This window comes from Eisenbergiella tayi (assembly GCF_001881565.1).
GTDB lineage: Bacteria > Bacillota > Clostridia > Lachnospirales > Lachnospiraceae > Eisenbergiella > Eisenbergiella tayi.
Genome location: NZ_MPDJ01000003.1, coordinates 23050 through 41811, shown reverse-complemented (window position 1 = coordinate 41811; position 18762 = coordinate 23050). Strand labels below are relative to the sequence as shown.

Annotated in this window: 15 protein-coding genes; 4 read left to right on the top strand and 11 right to left on the bottom strand. The window is 46.6% G+C overall.

Translation table 11 applies throughout. The features are described from left to right. The first annotated feature begins 10 nt into the window (after positions 1-10). Complete coding sequence (locus BLA28_RS11480) at positions 11-1399, top strand: MATE family efflux transporter (protein ID WP_044972690.1); 1389 nt, start codon at positions 11-13, stop codon at positions 1397-1399. 77 nt (positions 1400-1476) lie between these two features. Here the strand turns inward: BLA28_RS11480 and BLA28_RS11475 are convergent, their stop codons facing one another. The 10 genes from BLA28_RS11475 to BLA28_RS11430 form a co-directional block, all read right to left on the bottom strand. Continuing rightward, positions 1477-2490, bottom strand: coding sequence for a transglutaminase domain-containing protein (locus BLA28_RS11475; protein WP_069158869.1), 1014 nt, complete (start codon positions 2488-2490; stop codon positions 1477-1479). A 190-nt stretch (positions 2491-2680) separates the two neighbouring features. After that, entirely contained in the window at positions 2681-3136 is a 456-nt protein-coding gene (locus BLA28_RS11470) for a SpoVA/SpoVAEb family sporulation membrane protein (RefSeq protein ID WP_069158868.1), read from the bottom strand. 136 nt (positions 3137-3272) lie between these two features. After that, positions 3273-4010 carry an SDR family oxidoreductase gene (locus BLA28_RS11465; protein WP_069158867.1) on the bottom strand — a complete coding sequence of 246 codons (738 nt, stop codon included), beginning with the start codon at positions 4008-4010 and terminating at the stop codon, positions 3273-3275. 22 nt (positions 4011-4032) lie between these two features. Then, positions 4033-5235 carry an enolase C-terminal domain-like protein gene (locus BLA28_RS11460; RefSeq protein WP_069158866.1) on the bottom strand — a complete coding sequence of 401 codons (1203 nt, stop codon included), beginning with the start codon at positions 5233-5235 and terminating at the stop codon, positions 4033-4035. A gap of 13 nt (positions 5236-5248) precedes the next feature. After that, the gene (locus BLA28_RS11455; protein WP_069158865.1) at positions 5249-6061 is read right to left on the bottom strand and encodes an SDR family NAD(P)-dependent oxidoreductase; all 813 of its coding nucleotides are present in this window, start codon (positions 6059-6061) and stop codon (positions 5249-5251) included. Positions 6062-6158: 97 nt separating this feature from the next. Continuing rightward, complete coding sequence (locus BLA28_RS11450; RefSeq protein ID WP_069158864.1) at positions 6159-8357, bottom strand: pyruvate formate lyase family protein; 2199 nt, start codon at positions 8355-8357, stop codon at positions 6159-6161. Between the two features lie 44 nt (positions 8358-8401). Further along, positions 8402-9274 (bottom strand): glycyl-radical enzyme activating protein, encoded by an 873-nt coding sequence (locus BLA28_RS11445; protein WP_044973267.1) that lies wholly within the window; start codon positions 9272-9274, stop codon positions 8402-8404. A gap of 36 nt (positions 9275-9310) precedes the next feature. After that, a complete protein-coding gene (locus tag BLA28_RS11440; protein WP_044973265.1) occupies positions 9311-10198 on the bottom strand; it encodes a carbohydrate ABC transporter permease in 888 nt (295 codons plus the stop codon). Positions 10199-10200: 2 nt separating this feature from the next. Then, entirely contained in the window at positions 10201-11118 is a 918-nt protein-coding gene (locus BLA28_RS11435; protein ID WP_050019041.1) for a carbohydrate ABC transporter permease, read from the bottom strand. A gap of 69 nt (positions 11119-11187) precedes the next feature. Then, the gene (locus BLA28_RS11430; RefSeq protein WP_044973263.1) at positions 11188-12525 is read right to left on the bottom strand and encodes an extracellular solute-binding protein; all 1338 of its coding nucleotides are present in this window, start codon (positions 12523-12525) and stop codon (positions 11188-11190) included. A 365-nt stretch (positions 12526-12890) separates the two neighbouring features. On the opposite strand from BLA28_RS11430, the gene BLA28_RS11425 reads away from it, so the two are divergent. After that, on the top strand, positions 12891-14018 hold the full coding sequence (locus BLA28_RS11425; protein ID WP_069153644.1) for a GntR family transcriptional regulator: 1128 nt from the start codon (positions 12891-12893) through the stop codon (positions 14016-14018). Positions 14019-14054: 36 nt separating this feature from the next. Then, positions 14055-14636, top strand: coding sequence for a response regulator transcription factor (locus BLA28_RS11420; RefSeq protein ID WP_069158863.1), 582 nt, complete (start codon positions 14055-14057; stop codon positions 14634-14636). Between the two features lie 58 nt (positions 14637-14694). Here BLA28_RS11420 and BLA28_RS11415 read toward each other — a convergent pair whose 3' ends face one another. Then, entirely contained in the window at positions 14695-17427 is a 2733-nt protein-coding gene (locus BLA28_RS11415) for a glycosyl hydrolase (protein WP_069158862.1), read from the bottom strand. Positions 17428-17689: 262 nt separating this feature from the next. On the opposite strand from BLA28_RS11415, the gene BLA28_RS11410 reads away from it, so the two are divergent. After that, positions 17690-18679 carry an AraC family transcriptional regulator gene (locus BLA28_RS11410; RefSeq protein ID WP_069158861.1) on the top strand — a complete coding sequence of 330 codons (990 nt, stop codon included), beginning with the start codon at positions 17690-17692 and terminating at the stop codon, positions 18677-18679. Positions 18680-18762: the final 83 nt, after the last annotated feature.

The following is an 18762-nucleotide window of genomic DNA, read 5'->3' as shown; positions in this document are numbered from 1 at the left end:
GATATTTTATATGCACAGGAAATTTTTCACGGACAGCACCGGTTTTTACAGACAGATTTTCAAGCTGGTGCTTCCGATTGTCATCCAGAACCTGCTGAGCGCCGCTGTCAGCTCCGCAGATATCGTCATGCTGAATTATGTGGGGCAGTCTTCCATTTCAGCGGTTTCCCTGGCTTCCCAATATGCCAGCGTTTTATTTATGGTTTATTACGGCCTTGGTACCGGAGCCACCATGCTCTGTGCCCAGTATTTCGGAAAAGGGGACATGCATGCCATCGAAGTGGTGGAAGGGATTGCCCTGCGTTTTTCCCTCGTCATTTCCCTGGCCTTTGCCAGTGTCGCCCTGCTGATTCCGGAGCTCATGATGAAGGTATTCACCAATGATCCGGAACTGATTACCCTGGGGGCTTCCTATTTACGTTTTATGAGTATCACTTATTTGTGCTGGGGTATTACAGAGGTTTATCTGGCTGTGCTGCGGAGTATCGGAAGAGTAACTGTCAGCATGGCTCTTAATGTGCTCGCATTTTCCCTGAATATCATATTAAATGCCGTTTTTATCTTCGGTCTGTTCGGCGCACCGAAGCTTGGTGTAAAGGGTGTCGCTTTAGCGACTGCCATTTCCCGTATCGTCGAACTGATTTGCTGCTTCTTTGTTTCCACTTTCAGTAAGGACATTAAGCTTGATTTCCGTTATATGTTCACCCGCAACAAAATATTATTCCAGGATTTTATTAAGCTTTCCCTTCCTGCCCTTGGAAACGACGTCATATGGGGAGTGGCTTTTTCCACCTATTCCATCATCATCGGCCATCTGGGTTCCGATGCGGTAGCCGCCAATTCCTTCGTTATCGTAGTGCGTAACTTCGGAACCATCCTCTGCTTCGGAATTGCCAGCGCCGGCGGTATTCTGCTCGGCAAGGTCATAGGTGAGAACCGTCTGGAAGATGCCAGGGAAGATGCTAAGAAGCTGATGAAGCTGACCGTAATAAGCGGCGCCCTGGGAGGTCTTCTGATCCTGGCAGCTACGCCCTTTGTACTGAAATACGCCTCGCTTTCCGAAACAGCCATGCATTATCTGAAGTACATGCTGCTCATCAACACCTATTACGTCATGGGCGCAGCCGTCAACACCACCCTGATAGCCGGTGTTTTCCGCGCCGGAGGGGACAGCCGGTTCGGATTCGTCTGCGATACTATCGACATGTGGTGTTATGCGGTTCCCCTTGGCTTTATCGCCGCCTTTGTATTTAAGCTTCCTGTTATGTGGGTTTATTTCCTGCTGTGTACGGATGAATTTGTGAAATGGCCGTGGGTATTCAAGCATTACCGGAGTGAGAAATGGCTGAATAATATAACACGGGATAATCTGTTTGAAGAAAAAATAACGCAGGAGTAAAAAACAGAGCCGCCAGGTTGGAATCAATACACCCGGCGGCTTTATTTTTTCTGCATTCCTACAGCGGCCTTCACCGCTTATAGTTCTTCTTCATTAGCCTCTTCCATCACTACCTCTTTTTCCGGCAGTTCATCAAGAAACCTGACGGACAAAACCGCCTGGGGCCAATTCACATGGATCTGGGCATACTTTCCCTTATCCCTTCCCGTTCGTTCCAGAAGCTCCAGCAGTTCCGTCAGCTTCTCCCGCGTAAGATAGCCGCCGCGCCAGTGAAAGGTCAAGATTTTTTTCTTTTTTATTGCCTGGACGGCTCTTTTTTCCACGTCTTCTGCTTTGGTAAAGGAAAGCTTTTTCGTTATGTAGTAGGAAAAACCGCCTTCGTTACAGGAAGGAGCTCTGTAAATAACAGGCTCATGGTCGCGGAAAAAACGGGCATCCTCCAGGTTGAAATAATCATATCGTATGGCATCCCTGCTGCCCAGCGTATTATCGAAGGTTGCGTCCAGATGATAATATTTTCCGCCGATTCTGATGATATTCCAGGCATGGCGGTATTTGATCTTTTTTTCCGGGTTTGCTTCTGAAATGGCGATCATGCACCAAATACCCAACGCATCACACAGAGCTTTCACCGTCTTGGCAATTCCTTCACATACGCCCACTCCCTGCCCCAACGGCCCGATAATCTCATGGGAATAGGCTTTTTTCAGCTTATCATATCGGACGGAGGAACAGATAAAATCATGGATGTAAAGCTCTTTTTCCCATTCCGGCAAATCCACCGCCGGACGCGCCAGCTTGGATAACCGTGATTCCATCGCCTTTTGATGTTCTTTTATCTTACCTTTTTCAAAAAGATATTCCGGTATCATTTCCACCTTATTGGCCTCCGGGTAAAAACGATAATGAAATCCGGATGCATAGAATATTTCCGGACAGTCCAGGCGCAGCTGGAAAAAAATATCCCCCAGCTCCCGGTTTTCCAGTTTGGGAACCATAAAAAGAGGGGCCATCGACATAAGCCCTGTTTTCATGGCATGATAGGCGTTCTGCTGTACTTTGTTCATTTGGCTGTAATAGTAGGGTTCCATAGGATTCTCCGGTCTTTATTTGTGTTATCCAGACTTCCGGCCTGTGCCGCAATGATATTGATATCTATTCTATCATGCCTTTTCCTGACTGGCTACTTTTCTTATGATATGGGCATAAAATAATGCAAAAAAACAGAATAATAAAATGCTGCCGCCATCTCATTACTCTGCCTTTGAAAACATTTTTCTGTTAAAACCAGCCCATCAGGCCGCCAAGCCAGTACAGCACCCCCAGTACCCAGCTTGTGAAAACCCCAAACAGGATAACCGGCCCTGCAATGGTGAAAATCTTGCAGCCCACACCGAAAACCTGTCCTTCTTTTTTAAATTCAATTGCCGGAGCCGCCACTGAATTGGCAAATCCGGTAATCGGTACCAGCGCTCCCGCACCGCCCCATTTTACAATGGAAGGGTAAATATTAAATCCTGTGAGCAATACGCTGAGTAAAATCAGAATCAGCGCGGACCAGCCGCCTGAAGCTTCTTTATCCAATCCCATTCCTGCACAGGTGTTTAAAATCACCTGCCCTATCACGCAGATAGTTCCGCCTACCAGGAAAGCCTTGAGCATCTGCAGCCATAAGTTATGAGTCGGAGTTACCTGTTTCACGTACTCCTGATACTCTTTTTTCTGTTTTTCATCCATAGCTGACATTCCTTTCTGTTATCTGAAAAATCATTGTCAGTATATGGAGGAAACCGCTGAAATATACGGCTGCCACTTTTTTAATATAGAATGTATAACTATTTTATTCTTCATACCATTACACTATTTACATAATTCATTCATTAAATTTTTTATGGACATCCCATCCATACCCAAAATCATTCTCCGGCATCCCCGCAAGGCTATAGCCTCCGTCCGCGGTCCAGATATTCCCCGTAACCCAGGCGGCTCCGTCCTGCATCAGCAGTTCTGCCAGGCCGGCCGCTTCCGCCGCGCTGCCCACTCTTCCAAACGGCAGCCTTTTTCCCAGGCCGGCCTCCGCCATACCTGGTGTTACCGATTCCTCTGTCATGCCTGCGGCTATCATGTTCAGCCTGATCCCTTGCGGTGCCAGCTGCAGTGCAAAGCTTTGCGCCGCCCTGTTCAGAGATGCATGCAGAGAGCCCGCCAGAAAATCAGTCTTGGATGCACGGGTGCCGTCCGCATCGGAGATGAGTACAATAGATTTCAGCCTTCCGTCCGCACTGCCCAGAAGGGCTGCAGACTGTATCAGGCATAAGGGCTGTCGGAACAGCAGTCCATAAGCTTCCTCCAGTTCGGCCTCCTCAAGCATCAGAAAGGAACTTTCCTTCCATCCCGGCACCGTTATCACCACGCCGTTAAAACCGCCTTCCTGTTCCCACCGCTCCTCTGCCTGTTTTATCAGATCGGATTCTTTTTCTGCTGAAATCTCTGTAACGTCATACCCTTTTTTACGGAATTCCGCCGTGCAGGCACTGCCATATCCTGTATTGCTGTCAATTACCAAAATGTTCTTTTCTGTAAATTGACCTGACCGCTTCTGTGATTCCATTTCCTGCACCTCTTCTCTCCCATCACGGATGATTATAGGTTCCGTCAGGCAGCCTTGTCTGGGTCCATTGTGTCACGGAGTCATCACATGGGAATTTGGCCGCCAGTTTTTCATCGATATCAATACCCAGTCCCGGTTTTCCGTTCAGATATACATACCCGTTCCTTAATTCCGGGCTTCCGGGGAATACCTCTGCCAGTGTCTCGTCAATTCCGGCCCATTCCTGGATTCCGAAATTATGGGCATGCAGATCCAGATGGATATTCGCCGCATGGCCTACAGGGGATACATCCCCGGGACCGTGCCATGCCGTACGCACGCCGAAATGCTCTCCGAAAACCGCCAGCTTGTTTGCCGGGGTGATGCCGCCGATATCGCTGATATGGCATCTGATAAAATCAATTAAGCGTTCGGCAATAAGATAATCATATTCCTTCGGATTGCAGAACAATTCACCCAGGGCAATGGGAGTCACACACTGATGCCGCAGCATCCGGTACCATTCACCCTGCTCCGGCGGCAGGATATCCTCCAGGAAAAACAGATGGTACGGCTCCAGTTCTTTTGCCAGTCTCACCGCATTGATGGCGGAAAGCCTTTCATGGGTATCGTGCAGCAGTTCTATTTCATTTCCCGCTTTGTTCCTTATATAATCCACCAGCTTCAATGTATTGTATACATACTGATCCGGACAGTAATACTCTCCCGCAGGCGCTCCCTCCGGTTTGTTCAGGCCCGCAGCTTTCCCCCCATAGCCTCCGAACTGTACCCGTATATGGCGCACACCCTGTTCACGGTATTTTTGTACATTTTCCCATACTTCCTCCAGCGTCCTGCCGTCCGCATGCCGATACACGGCTGCTGCTTCTCTGGATTTTCCGCCGAGCAGATCATAAACCGGCATACCTGCCATTTTTCCCTTGATATCCCACAGTGCTGTATCCACTCCCGATATGGCATTGTTCGTCACGGGCCCGTTCCTCCAGTAGGAATTGGAATTCATCAGCTGCCAGATGTCCTCAATATCCGAAACATTCCTGCCGGCCAACAGTGGCTTCAGATACTTTTCCACCAGCTCCGTCACCGCCAGATAGCGATAGGCAAAGGTGGCACAGCCCAGACCATACAGGCCCGGCTCAGAAGTCTCCACCTTCACCACCGTCAGGTTTGCCCCTGACGGCCTTGTATTAATTACCCTTACATCCCTGATTGTAACATTCCCCATACCTTTTCTCCTCTCATTTTTCCTGCATATAGGCAGGCAGCTCATGCCAGCCGGGCCCCGCGCCCTCCGATACATCCTCCGGCATCACAGGCAGTATCAGTCCGCCGTCAATCCTTACCACCGTTCCGGTGATATATCCGGCGTCCTCTGATGCCAGGAAACACGCCAGTTTTCCCACTTCCTTCGGTGTTCCCGACCGGCCCATGGGTATTTTCTGCTGGAATTTGCTTCCGGATAGTTCTTCTCCGGTGAAATTCCCGCGGATAGCCGTGTTTCCGGGAGCAATACAGTTAACGGTAATGCCATATTCCGATAATTCCAGCGCCATGGATTCACAGGCCCGGTGCAGTCCCGCCTTCATTCCGCCATACAGCGCATCCTCGGGATATACCCTCTGCCCCCTTGAAGAAGTGACGAACAAGATCCGTCCGGGAATTTCCCCGGATATCATATGTTTGGCGGCTTCGGAAGCACAGAGCAAATACCCGGCGTAATCCAGCCTGTAGACAAAGTCTATGTCCTCTTCCTTCATTTTACGGATGTCCGTATGGACCGTCAATCCTGCATTGCAGACAATACAGGAAATCTCTCCCAATACCTCTGCCGCCCAGGATACGGCCTGATGCGCAGCTCCTTTTTCTTCAAGAGAAGCCTGCCGGTAATAAGCCTTTTGCCCCAGCTGTTCAATTTCCTTTTTCAGAGAGACCGCGGCATCCTCTGCTGTATGATAGGTGAATGCAACATCATAGCCATTTTGCGCGAAAACCAGGGCAATACCTCTGCCGATTCCACGGCTGCCTCCTGTTATAAACAATGTCTTCTTCATGATTTGCTCCTGACTGCGTGCCCCGGGGTGTGCGATAATTTTTCTGCACTCTGCACGCCCCGGCACGCGATTACACCGACCCGCCTGTTCCTATCCCCTATTCAGCAAGAAACCGATCCACTATCTGCTGCCTGTATTCTTTGGACAAGGAAGCAAAAAATGCGGAATATCCGGTAACCCTGACAACAAGATCCGGATATGCCTGGGGATTTTCATGGGCCTTCATTAATTTCTCTTTTGATACGCAATTCATGTTTATCAAAGTTCCGCCCGCCTGCTCATGCGCGTGGATCAGGGCTGCCAGTGCATCCGCACCGCCTTCATTTTCCAGCAGTCCCGTATCAATATCCAGATGCAATGGGGCGCTGTTTCCATATCCGGCCTGTGTCTTCGCAACCGCATTTGCCTTCAGTGCCGGTGAAAAGGTATCAATCCCTCTTGCGAAGCCAGGATCCGGTTCTGAAGAATGAGAAATCGGTTCTCCCGCATGTCTTCCGTTAGGCGTGGCCTCCAGCTCTTTGCCGTACATCACGATATCTCCATGAGAAAATAATCCGGGAATAATCCGAAGATGATGCTTCGGCGTAGGGGTCCTCCTGCAGAGTTCAACAAATTTATCTCTGATCCGCAGTGCCCATTTTTCCGCCGGGGAATCAGGCGTCCCAAAACGTCTGATATTTTTCAGCATCAGCCGTTCCCGCTCCGCATCCGCGTAATCAGTTTCCAGAAGTTCAAATAACCTCTCCCAGGTGAGCTTTCCTTCTTCGATGACACGCTGCTCTATGGCCGCAAAAGAATCAGCCACCGTAGCCAACGCGATTCCGTCAATATTCAGGTTAAGGATATCCACCCCTCCGTTTGAGCAGTTCAGCCCTCTTTCCATCGTACCATGCATGAAAAGATTCAATACGATTTCGGGGAGATTACGCTGCATTACTTCATAATGCCGATCGTACCCTCTTTTGACACATTCAACCATAACGGAAAGATGCCGGGAAAACAGCTCCCACAGCCGCTCAATGGAATACTCTTTGCTTTCCTGCAGCTCTTCCAGCGCATAATGCAGGGCCATTCCCATATTGATTCTTGTCACATCCTGCAGCGGATACTCTCTGCCCGGAATTGCAGTCCAGTTACAGCCGCATTTCACACGCATTCTGCCCAATTCCACAGGATATCCGTTTTTAGCATAGCCCTCGGAGGTTCCTTTCTCCAGAGAATAACACACGCCGTTTCCGTCCTTTATCGTGTATTCCACAGCACGGTGCAGAAGTTCCTCTGCAGCCTCATCCTGATCCCCCACCGGCTGATGTACCCTGACAGCCAGGTTGCTGGGAATATGTAAAAGGTGTGTGGCTTCCAGTATCAAAAAAGATATCCTGCTCAAGGTTTCTCTGTCACCTGCCGGAGACAGACCGCCTATCTGTGCATAATGGGTATCATTAAACAACAGGCACGCGATCATCCAAACGGCTTCCTCTTCTGTGATAGCGCCGTTTTCTGTATCCTTTTCATAATAAGGCTGCAGCAGCATATCCATTCTTCCCAGCGCGCCGCCTACATAATACATACGGTCTACGGATTGAAAATGGGCCAGGAACTGACACACCTCCCGGAATGTCCGGGGCGGCGCTTCCGTCAGATTTCGATTTGCCTGCGCTATTTCCAGATAATTCTGTCTGCGGAAGGGATCCGATTCTTTTTTCGCCAGTTCTTCCGCATAATCCGCATGTGCCTTTACCCACTCCAGAATACCAAGAAGCAGTTCTTCTTCCCCATCATAAAAATCCGGGTCGACGGGATCATTTTTCTCCCTGTAATGTCTTACCTTTTCAAGAAGGCCTTTCCAGCCCAACGTCAATCCGATTTCCAAATCCGGACAAAGATGATTCATACCGGCAAATCCCGATTGGCGGATTCTATATTTTTCAATAATTTCATCCAGTTCGGAAGGTCTGTCTTCCTTTGCAACGCCAAACGGAATGTACCGCTGCAGATTACCAATCCAGCAGCCTGCCAATGCACTGCTTTTGTTAATATACTTAGGCATTTCATTTAAAAATCTTCTGAAATTACGGCCAATCAGTGCACAGCCATGCACCAGTCCATCCTCACAGCATTCCGGCGTAAACCGGAAATCAGGGAAATCAATATATCCATGGTCATCAATATCGATAGAACCAAACCGGGATATCTTTTCTTCATTGATTTTCACCTTATCTTCCTGAAGCGATTTAATCAGCTTTATATACTTGTCAGAAACCTCTGCTTTTTGAGAATTAATTTTACTTCTCATTTACCCTACCTCCTGCATACCGCCTTTCTATGCACCAGTTTCATTTATAAAAATCCATATCTTTCTTTCAGTTCCTTTACATATGCTTTATCCGGCACAGTGCCTTCAAATGTAAGCTCTTTTCTCAGTGCGGCATACTTGGAATTGCCCATCGCATGATAAGCAAGCAGTTCCGCCTTTACGTGAGGGTACGACTTCATAAATTCTGCAACAGCCGGGATTTCCATATCATTGCAGCCGGGTACGAACGGAATCCTGACCAGGATATGGGCGCCCGTGGCAGCCAGCTTTTTGAAATTTTCCAGAATCAGCTTATTGTCAGTCCCTGTACATTCTTTATGTACCTTTCCGTCCATCGCCTTAATATCATAAAGAAACAGCTCCGTATCCGGAAGTATTTTTTCAAAATACAGCCATGGCACATTGCCGGCCGTATCAACAGCCGTATGTATTCCCTTTTTCCTGCACAAACACAACAATTCCTGCAAGGCATCAATCTGCAGCATGCATTCTCCGCCGGAAAAAGTGACTCCTCCTCCGGAATTATCAAAATATATTATGTTTTCTTCCAGCTGCCTCATGATTTCTTCTGTCGTCCGCTCTTCGCCTACCGAAACAAGGGCCTCCGCATAGCATTCCCTGCAGCAACGGAAACAGCGGATACATTTTTTTTCATCAATCCTATGAATACCATTGGAATCCACTATATTCGCCTGCACCGGACAGTTTCTTATACAAGCGCCGCAGCCAATACATTTCTCAGGATAAAATAATATTTCCTTTTCAAAATTGACAGATTCCGGATTATGGCACCATCTGCACCGAAGATTACATCCCTTAAAAAAAACAACACTTCTGATCCCCGGCCCGTCATGAACGGAAAAATGCTGGATATTAAATATATTTGCCTTTTGCATTCCATCCTCCCCTGTAATCCCGGTAATATAACTCTATCATTCCTTAACGCCCGCCGATGCGATTCCCTGGACAATATACTTCTGCAGGAACAGGAAAATCATTCCCGGAGGAATAATCGCTACCGTGGCGAGTGCAAACAGCTTCGGATAATCCTTCTCTCCAAAATTCTGAAGCTGCGCGGTAAGCGTTGCAAGATAAGCCGGCAGTGTTGACTTTTGAGTGCTGTTAATATAAAGGAAGGGCGTCATCCAGTCATTCCAGGTATTCAGCGATACATTTACCGCTATTACCGTCAATATAGGCTTCTGCATGGGAACTACCACCTGGAGAAGGGTTCTGAAAAAGCCGCAGCCATCCAGCTCCGCCGCCTCCTCAAAGGCAATGGGAAGCGATTTCATGGACTGCATAAAAAGAAACACCCACAGCAGATATCCCCAGCTCAGCGGAAGATAGAGCATCAGCTGGTTGTTATACAGGCCCTGCCCTCCCTGTCCTAAAATATTATTGCCGCCTACAAGAGGTATATTGGAAACCATAACAAAGGTAGGAATAAGCGTTAAAACGGAAGGAATAACCTGTGCCGCGATAATGATTGCAAAGAATGTTTTTTTGAATCGGAATTCATATCTTGCCATCACATATCCCACCAGAGTTGACATTACCAATACAATAACAGTATACCACGCTGTTCTCATAAATGTATTGATTAATGGTTTAATTGCAGATGTGGAAAATGCAAAAATATAGTTGCTCATAACCCATTTTGTTGGTATCGGCAGTATCCGGCTCAGGCTGGTAAATTCCGTCTTCGTGTTAAACCCTCCAAGAACAGAATAAATCAATGGAAACAGCATAATAAGTGCAACAGCGCTCATAAATACCAGCCATACCGCGCGGACTAAAATCTTTCCGGTTTTTTTCATTCTCATTCCTCCTTACTAAGCACGACCTTAAAATAAATCAGTGCAAACACTACCGTAATCAGCCCAAGGATGGTAGACTCGGCTCCTGCCATACCAAGGTTAAAGTTAACGACACCATCCCGGTATATTTTATACATCAGCACATCCGTCTTACCATATGGATTGCCCTTAGTAATAAACATAATCACATCAAACATCTGCATGACACTGATTATACCTGTCAGCATAATATATGAGGTCACAAAACGCAGGCCGGGAAGAGTAATATACCGTATCCTCTGGACGGCGTTCGCTCCATCCACCTTTGCCGCCTCATACAAAGATGCATCAATTGACTGCAGGCCGCCCAGCCAGATTATAGCCGCAGGTCCCAGATTTCTCCATAAAAAATATACCGCCACCCAAAACACCATCCAGAACTGTGAATAACTCCAGGTAACCGGCTTAGCTCCAAAGTCCTTCAATAACGTGTTCATGGTACCATTAGGCTCCAGAAGCGCCACAAAAATGGCTGAAGTTATGGAGGTGGAAGCGATGCACGGCACATAAACACTGGCACGAAAGACTCCTCTCGCCCTGCTTGTAACATTCAGCGCCAGGCCTATCGCAAAAGAAATCAGAGTATTTGCTCCAAGACAGATAACTCCGATCCACACCTGTCTCCATAAAAGAAGTAAATAATCTCCTGTGGTAAAAAAGTTTATATAGTTCTTCAAACCAACAAACCTGGGGCTTTCAGCCAATCCATTATATTCCGTCAATCCCAGATACAACCCGTAAATCAGAGGAATCAGTCCCCAAAGGGCTATGTAGGCAAAAAAAGGTAAAATAATACTGTAAGCTCTTCTGCTTCTTATCTGTGCTCTGTTCCGTGATTTTTTCTCTCTCTTTTTTCCGTATACCGGCACGTTATCTTTCAAGAAAATCCCCGCCTTTCCTTTTAAAAAGCCGGCAGAACTGCTCTGCCGGCTCTTCTATTGTTATTCATTCTACTGCAATGCTTCAATTTCCTTCTGTGCTTCTTCACAGATTGTTGCAATGGGATCTTCCGTCATTGTAGTACGGGCAAGCACCTTCTGATTGATAATTTCCCAGATAGCAGAATCATTTTTAGGGAATACCGCTACTCCTGTAAATGTACCATTCTTAATTGCATCCATTTCAATTACTAACGCCGGATCATTTTCATAATAAGAGGTATCCTCAATAATTTCATTTATTGCCGGACAATAAGAACCTTCCAGCCAATATTTTTCATTTTCCACCCTTAATGCTTCTCTGATTAAATTGAAGGAAGCCTCTTTATTGGCTGCTTTTTTAGGTACTCCCAGATATACAGAACCAACCGTACAATTTCCTAAGGTTCCGTCATAGGTGGGCAATTCCGTAACGCCCCAGTTTACACCATTCTTCGTCGCATCACTGGCCTGCCATGATCCGTTTATTACAAAACCGATATTCTTTGTTTCCTGGAATGCGCTCCACATAGGACTTTCGTCCGCACCATTTCCAAGCCCTTCCGGTAAGTTTTTGTTCATTTCACGAATATACTCAAGCCCCTGCTGTACCAGAGGATCTGTCAGATTAATCTTACCGTCAACTCCGAAATCCGTTCCGAGCATACGAAGGAAAGGAGTTGCCCTGAGTGCCCCGCCGGCATGAGGGAAGGAAGGAATCCCACCGCCCCATACATCATCGCCGCTCTGGGTGATAGCAGCTGACGCCTGCTGCCATTCTTCCCAGGTTGTGGGCGGATTTTCAGGATCCAGTCCTGCAGCAGACAGAAGGTCTTTATTGTAAAACATCAGGAAAATAGATGTTTTATATGCAACGCCCACCGCATTCCCATCTGCATCGTGAAGCAGGAAAGTCGGATTTACGGACTGCACGATATCATCAGGCAGAGTCTCCAGAATACCTTCGTTCGCATAGGTCGGCATAAAAGTCTCACCAGCTACAATGTCAGGCGCGCTTCCTGCCGCAAAAAGGGCTCGCTGTTTCTCATCCAGTGTTTCCGCCCAGCCCCAGTCCACATATTCCACATCATATTCGGGATAGTTTTTTGCAATGCTTTCGGTTACCGCCATATAATATTTATCTTCATAAGTGGGACCCTCATCTCTGGCATTCGCAGCTGCAATCTGTTCCTCATTATATCCTACCTTAGGAACCACCAGCTTTATTTTGCCGTCAGATGAAGCTGCGCCATCATCAGACTGCGGTGCTGCCGTATCGGTTCCTGTACTTTCAACAGCCCCTCCACATGCCGTCAAGGCAGTCATTGCCAGCGCTCCTGCCAGCAAAAGAGATAATACCTTCTTTTTCATAAAACCCTTCCTTTCTCTATAACAAGCATATATATTATGTTTGTTATATTTATACTAATCGATATGTTTATTGTGATTATAAGGCTAACATTCTTTGTTAATAGTGTCAATATTAGTATCAAATATTTTATTTTTTTGTATATATTAAATATATTTCTTTGATCATTACCACAATTTCTCACATAGCAAACATAGCATTTAGAAGTCAAAAATGCATACTTTGTATTGACGAAAATTTGACATATATCAGAAAATGATTATAATTAAATCAGACTTCGCAACCATTCAAGCGTTCTGTTCTTCCCATTCAACAGCCACCTGACATCGCGCGTATAACTTATAAATGAGGAGGGGGATCATTATCCATGGAAAATCACCAGGCGTTATTTCAGACAATCAAACAGGATATACTGCAGAAACTGCAGCTTAAGGAATTAAAACCAGGCGACAGACTTCCGACCGAATCAGAATTAATGGAACAATATAATGTGAGCCGCATAACCGCATCCCGGGCTTTAAATGAATTAAGAAATGAAGGAATCATAATACGTTATCCGGGAAAAGGCACCTTTGTGGCGAATAAACCGGAGCCCATACTGCCCCTGCAGACAGCTTCTTCAGGATCGGTGTCCGGTACCTCCGCTTCGTTGACAGAAATTGCATTCATCCTCCCAACCATACAGGATTATTTTTCCCTTTCCCTCATAAACGGTCTTAAATCCGTATTTTCACCGGATCAGTACCGGCTGTATCTGTTTTCCAGTCAAAACGATAAATCGGAGGATCAGATTCTCAAACGCTGCCTGGAAATCGGGATTTCCGGAATCGTACTGTTTCCTGTCGATCAGGCATATTACAGCGACCAGCTTCTGTACATGAAAATTAACAGTTATCCTCTTGTGCTTATCGACCGGATTCTGCCCGGTATAGATACCAGCTATGTTATCACTGATAACTATAAGGCGGGTCAGCTGGCCATGAATCATCTCCACCAGCTTGGTCACAGAAATTTTGCTTTTTTTACAAAGACTCATCAGTCCACAGCTCCTGTCCAAAACAGAATCCAGGGGATACAGAACGAAATGGAGAACAATGCCAATTCCGCATCCAATCTCCGGATCTATGAGCGATTTGATATCGAAAAACCGTTATCCTATTATTACGAACTTATGACTATGCTTATCCGGCATGATCGAATTACAGCTATCATTGTTTCCGAATCTGCCGCCTGCCTTTATTTATACGATTTGATTACATCGCTCGGCTACAAAATTCCGCAGGATATTTCCCTGCTCTCTTTTGATAATCCTATTAGTGCGGTTTCCGATTTTAACTTTTTTACGCATATCAATCAGTCCGAATATGCTCTCAGCCAGGAGGCGGGGCAGATTCTGAAGCGGATGATTCAGAAAAAGGATTTTACCGTTCAGCGTAAGGTATTAACTCCCGTACTGGAAATACATAATTCCACAGGGCCGGTTCCTGTAAAATAGACTTGATATTATTGTAAAAAGAAAGCATAAGTTAATATGATTTTTGGGCCATTTTTACCCCAAATAAAACATCCCTGTTGGAATCCGTTTATTGAATACGCCAAACAGGCCATAATATATAAAGTTTCCAACTATCTTCTAAAGCCCTGCAACGAAAGTCAGGTTATCGATGCAATTAAAAAAGCCTCCGGCGAAATCCGGAGGCGGAAAAAAATAAAAGAACTGGTACCTGAAGCTGTTATCAGTGAAAATATATCCCGTTACCATTATAAAGAGTATATCAATCAAATTCTGGATTATGTAGACCTCCATTTTGCCGATCCCAATTTATCCCTGAAGTGGATTGCTCAAAATATTCTCTATATGAATGTTGATTATTTAAGCAGGGAATTTACACATCAAACCGGCCAAAAGTTTACAGATTATCTCACTAATCTGCGTATCGCTAAAGCTAAAGTACTGCTTAAAGGCTGTCAAAACGAAAAAATTTATACTATAGCAGATAAGGTTGGCTTTGCCAACAATCCCCAATACTTTATTCAGCTGTTTAAAAGTGCTACAGGCATGACACCACGAGCATGGATAAAATATGGGGTAATGGAAAAACCTTTGATATAATTTACATTATCCTCATTGGTCTTTCATCAAAGGAAGGATTATGCCAGTCCTTTTATTTTCAACCCATGGTAAGGTCATAATACAGCCGGACCTCCCCGGTAATCCCCGACAACGCCGCAGGTTCCGGCTTAGGCCTGATAGGATCCGGCACTTTCGCCATTTCCCGTTCCAGCGTTGTAGCGACTTCAATCACGATCTCATTTTCCCCTTCCCTGCACAATCCGGTAATATCATAAAGAAATGGAGGCGCTATCTGTATTCCCGCGCTGTTTTTGTTCACAAACAGTTCCACACCTTCCCAGGCATCCGTAACCGCAAGGACTATCCGTCCGCCTTCAGCCATCTGTCCCTTTGACAAAATAAACTCATTTTCATACCGTACAAATCCGCTGAACTCCGGCTTTTCCTCCGCGAGCCTGTCAGGCAGGGTAATTTTTCTTCCATCCTTAAAATCGGGATAATCGATGCTTCTGCAGATACTTCTTTCCCATTCCCCGGCAAAAGCCAGCTTTTCCCCATCCGCCTTAACCGGACGGCAGATCCAGGCATCCGCTTCCTCCTGTGTCAGCTCCTCCTTATCAAATACGGCAATCAGGCTCTTAAGCGGTTCCACCTCCACAGTCAGCACCGAACCATCATAATCCGCCCTTTCCAGGCAGTTCTCCCATGCATGATACAGATAACACCTTCTGGGATCACCTATTGCAATCCTGCCCCTGTATCCTTCTGTCCCTTCGTTCACAAACAGATAAACCGCCGAACCATCCTCCTGCTCATAATGATAATAACGAAGCCTGTCATCCGCAGGCTGTATGGAGATATCCGCAAAATCAAGCTCCTTCAGCGCAGGAATCAGCTGTTCCGTTTTCACCAGTCTGCAGCCATGCATTCCGGCGAGCAGCTTCTTTTCTTCCTCCTTATCCGCACAATCGCAGAGTCCTGCCGGATAGCCTTCCATGAAAAATACCGGAATCCCCATCCTCTCCAGTTCACCGGCCGCCCGGGCAAAGGCTTGTGTCACATATTCCATGTAAGGGACGATCAATACCCTGTATTCCTGCGTATTCACCCGCAGCACTCCCTTTTCCAAGACTGTTTTAAAGCCGTCCCGGTCCGCAAAAACATCCTGGGGTATCAAATCATAATCCATCTGGGTATCGGCAAGCAAATGGGCCGGTTTATGGGAAAACATACATTTTCCCGTCCATTCCCCCTCCCCGTGATACAAAACGGCGATTTCCGCCACATGTCTTCCATGGACAATCAGTTCGCAGACCCGGTTGGTATAGGCCATCAGGCATCCGAAATGGCGGTATTGGGGATTATTTCCATGGGCATAAAAATGGGGCGGGCAGTCCGGATCCGGAAAGGCCATCGGGGAAAATGCATGCGGTACATAATGGTTAATCCCTCGGACCAGGAAATGATCCACCAGGTATTTTTCCAGGCGCACTCCTTCCGACCAGCCATATGCCCCGAATATCTCACACATGGAATTCCCTTTTTTCAGAGGCTCAATCGCAGCGGAAGAACTCCCCAGCTTCCCAAGCATGTAATGATAGAACTCCCCGATCCTTTTCGAGAAAACGCCGTCATCATAATTCAAATCCTCTCCCTGGGGAAGCACCTGACCGCCAATATCGTCAATGCCCGACATATCCTGTCCGGAAAGCCCCCGGAAATAATGGCCCAGGGAGGAACCAGTCCTGGCATGCATGTTATTGTCTTCGATCAAATGACCGATATATTCTGCTCCGTGCTCCCTGCACCAGCTACCCAGCTGTTCGGAAAATGACTTTTTCACAAGCCGGGTAACGGCATCCATGTAAGCGTAACGGATCCTTGCCTTCTCTTCCGGATCCGCATCTTCTTCCCAGAGAAGAGCCAGCTTTATTCCATAATCAACTCCCAGAGCTTCCTTCAAAGCATCCTCAAGAGGAGCGCTCCAGGGGAAATCCATGTCTTTTCCGAATACCACATCCGTCGCATATAAATGGCCGTTTCCAAGCTCCGGTTCGTCGGAAAAGAAGCCGGCAATTGTCTTTCCGAATTCTTCCCCGTAATGGGCATAATGAGGCTCATAAACCGCGTCAATCAATACACGGCAGGACGCGCTGTCCATCATATTGATATAACTTCTGTGATAACCGAGGTTTCTCGATATATGCAGGGCATAAACCTTCCATATGCCTTCGGGTACCTTCCATGAAATACCGTTTTCCGTGATATGTCCGGATAAATCGATACTTTTTTCCGCCAGGCTTTTTGCGCTTCCCCGGCCTGAATCCCCCTGTGCCGCGAAGGGAACCGCAAACAATCGCAGAAGCCTGTCATCGTCAAAATGCCGGGGTTCCTTCTCCCCGATATAGCTTTCTATCTGTGTGGGCTGAAAGGGATCCGGATGGAACAGCTCCTCCTTTCCGATACAAAGCGTTTCTCCGCCGGAACACCGGTACGTACGGCAGCTGACGCTCTGTCTGCAAAGTTCATCGGGCTGTTCCTCCATTGCGCCGTTTGCATAACCGGTAGGGAAATGGCTGTCATCCAGAATCCAAACCTTCATCCCTCTTTTCCGGGCCTCATCCAGAATCACATCCATATCCGCCCACCATTTGGGGCCGCAGAAATCCGGGTGCGGACGGCTTTCCACACAGACTGCCTTGATATTGCTTTCGTCAATAACCTTCATATACTCCCGTAAAACAGCTTCCTCTTCCCTATGCTGCCAGAAAAAAGGAAATATGTAGTTGCCGCCCTGATTGGTAAGAAGCTTTTTTATTTTCCGGTTCACCTTTTTTACCTCCTGCACTATGTATGATTGCTTTCTCCGGGCCGTAGGCTGTCTGCATGATTTTACCCGAAGAGTAATCATATAATCTTGTTCTTGTAAAATAATGATAATCTATTATAATCAAATTGTAATCATTTGATTTTGCCAATATATCATATTATATTGCCCAATACAGCTGGTATCCTGCAGTTATGCATGGCAACGGTATCCGGTCGGTACAGCAGCCATTGCTTTCATTCTTATAGAGAAAAGGTGACGCTATATGTTTGATCAGATTTTTTTCACACAGGTACAGTTTCCTACACCTGTCACCCCTGCGGAGGTCGAAAGACAGATGTCCCGGAACGCACAGAACCTTCAGGAGAAAGCAAACGTAACACAGGAAGAACTTCCTGCCAATATGAGAAATGCAGATTATTTTATCTTTGGGAAAATGGACACCTTTTCACGTCCTCCTGTTACGGATTTTGCCCTGGAAAACCTTTTCTATATGGAGGCCTTCAGCATCTTCACCTGCCCGAAGGGGTTCTTCACAAACAGAAAGGATTATCAGTCCTTTCTTATCATTTACACATATGAAGGAAACGGTGCTCTGGAATATATGGGAAAAAGTTACTCGCTGGGCCCGGGCGACGGTTTCTTTATTGACTGCCGCGTTCCCCATCTGTACCGCACGGAGGGGGATGTCTGGAAGCATGGCGTATTCCACTTGAACGGGCCTCTGGTACCCGCCCTGTTTTCCCGATATATGGAAAATGGATCCGTCTCTTTTTATCAGCCTTTTACCGGCAATTATCAAAAGAAGCTGGAGGAACTGTTATCCATTTATGGCTCCGTACAGCCCTGCCGGGACTGGCTGGCTTCCGATTGTATCAGCAGTATCCTTACCGATCTTCTCAGGAACGCGTCCGAGGAAAAAGAAACAGACTCCCCGGTACCGGAAAATCTGCGTTATCTGATCGCTTATATGGAAAAGCATTTTACACAGGCGCTGACGCTGGATTTCCTTTCCCGTTTTTCCGGCATCAGCAAGTACTATCTTTCCAGGGAATTCAAGAAGTACACCGGATACTCGCCAAACGATTATCTGATAAGCCTCCGGGTGGAGCATGCCAAATTTTTGCTTCGATCCACCACCCTTCCAGCCAATAAAATTGCCCTGACGGCAGGTTTTCATGATATAAATAATTACACCAATCTTTTCCGCAAAAAGACGGGAATGACGCCGGGAGGTTATCGGAAAAGCTGTTAATTTTCCATATTCAGCTAAAAATTACAGCCTGACGCCTTTCATACAGTTTCCTCTGAAGCAGAAATATTTGATTTTGCACTTTT

What these genes read in the sequence shown, in the direction of transcription:
- BLA28_RS11465 (WP_069158867.1), bottom strand. Translation starts at nt 4,010, where the DNA reads ATGGAATCACAGAAGCGGTCAGGTCAATTTACAGAAAAGAACATTTTG.
- BLA28_RS11430 (WP_044973263.1), bottom strand. Translation starts at nt 12,525, where the DNA reads ATGAAAAAGAAGGTATTATCTCTTTTGCTGGCAGGAGCGCTGGCAATG.
- BLA28_RS11480 (WP_044972690.1), top strand. Translation starts at nt 11, where the DNA reads ATGCACAGGAAATTTTTCACGGACAGCACCGGTTTTTACAGACAGATT.
- BLA28_RS11440 (WP_044973265.1), bottom strand. Translation starts at nt 10,198, where the DNA reads ATGAAAAAAACCGGAAAGATTTTAGTCCGCGCGGTATGGCTGGTATTT.
- BLA28_RS11420 (WP_069158863.1), top strand. Translation starts at nt 14,055, where the DNA reads ATGATTTTTGGGCCATTTTTACCCCAAATAAAACATCCCTGTTGGAAT.
- BLA28_RS11445 (WP_044973267.1), bottom strand. Translation starts at nt 9,274, where the DNA reads ATGCAAAAGGCAAATATATTTAATATCCAGCATTTTTCCGTTCATGAC.
- BLA28_RS11450 (WP_069158864.1), bottom strand. Translation starts at nt 8,357, where the DNA reads ATGAGAAGTAAAATTAATTCTCAAAAAGCAGAGGTTTCTGACAAGTAT.
- BLA28_RS11425 (WP_069153644.1), top strand. Translation starts at nt 12,891, where the DNA reads ATGGAAAATCACCAGGCGTTATTTCAGACAATCAAACAGGATATACTG.
- BLA28_RS11475 (WP_069158869.1), bottom strand. Translation starts at nt 2,490, where the DNA reads ATGGAACCCTACTATTACAGCCAAATGAACAAAGTACAGCAGAACGCC.
- BLA28_RS11455 (WP_069158865.1), bottom strand. Translation starts at nt 6,061, where the DNA reads ATGAAGAAGACATTGTTTATAACAGGAGGCAGCCGTGGAATCGGCAGA.
- BLA28_RS11460 (WP_069158866.1), bottom strand. Translation starts at nt 5,235, where the DNA reads ATGGGGAATGTTACAATCAGGGATGTAAGGGTAATTAATACAAGGCCG.
- BLA28_RS11410 (WP_069158861.1), top strand. Translation starts at nt 17,690, where the DNA reads ATGTTTGATCAGATTTTTTTCACACAGGTACAGTTTCCTACACCTGTC.
- BLA28_RS11470 (WP_069158868.1), bottom strand. Translation starts at nt 3,136, where the DNA reads ATGGATGAAAAACAGAAAAAAGAGTATCAGGAGTACGTGAAACAGGTA.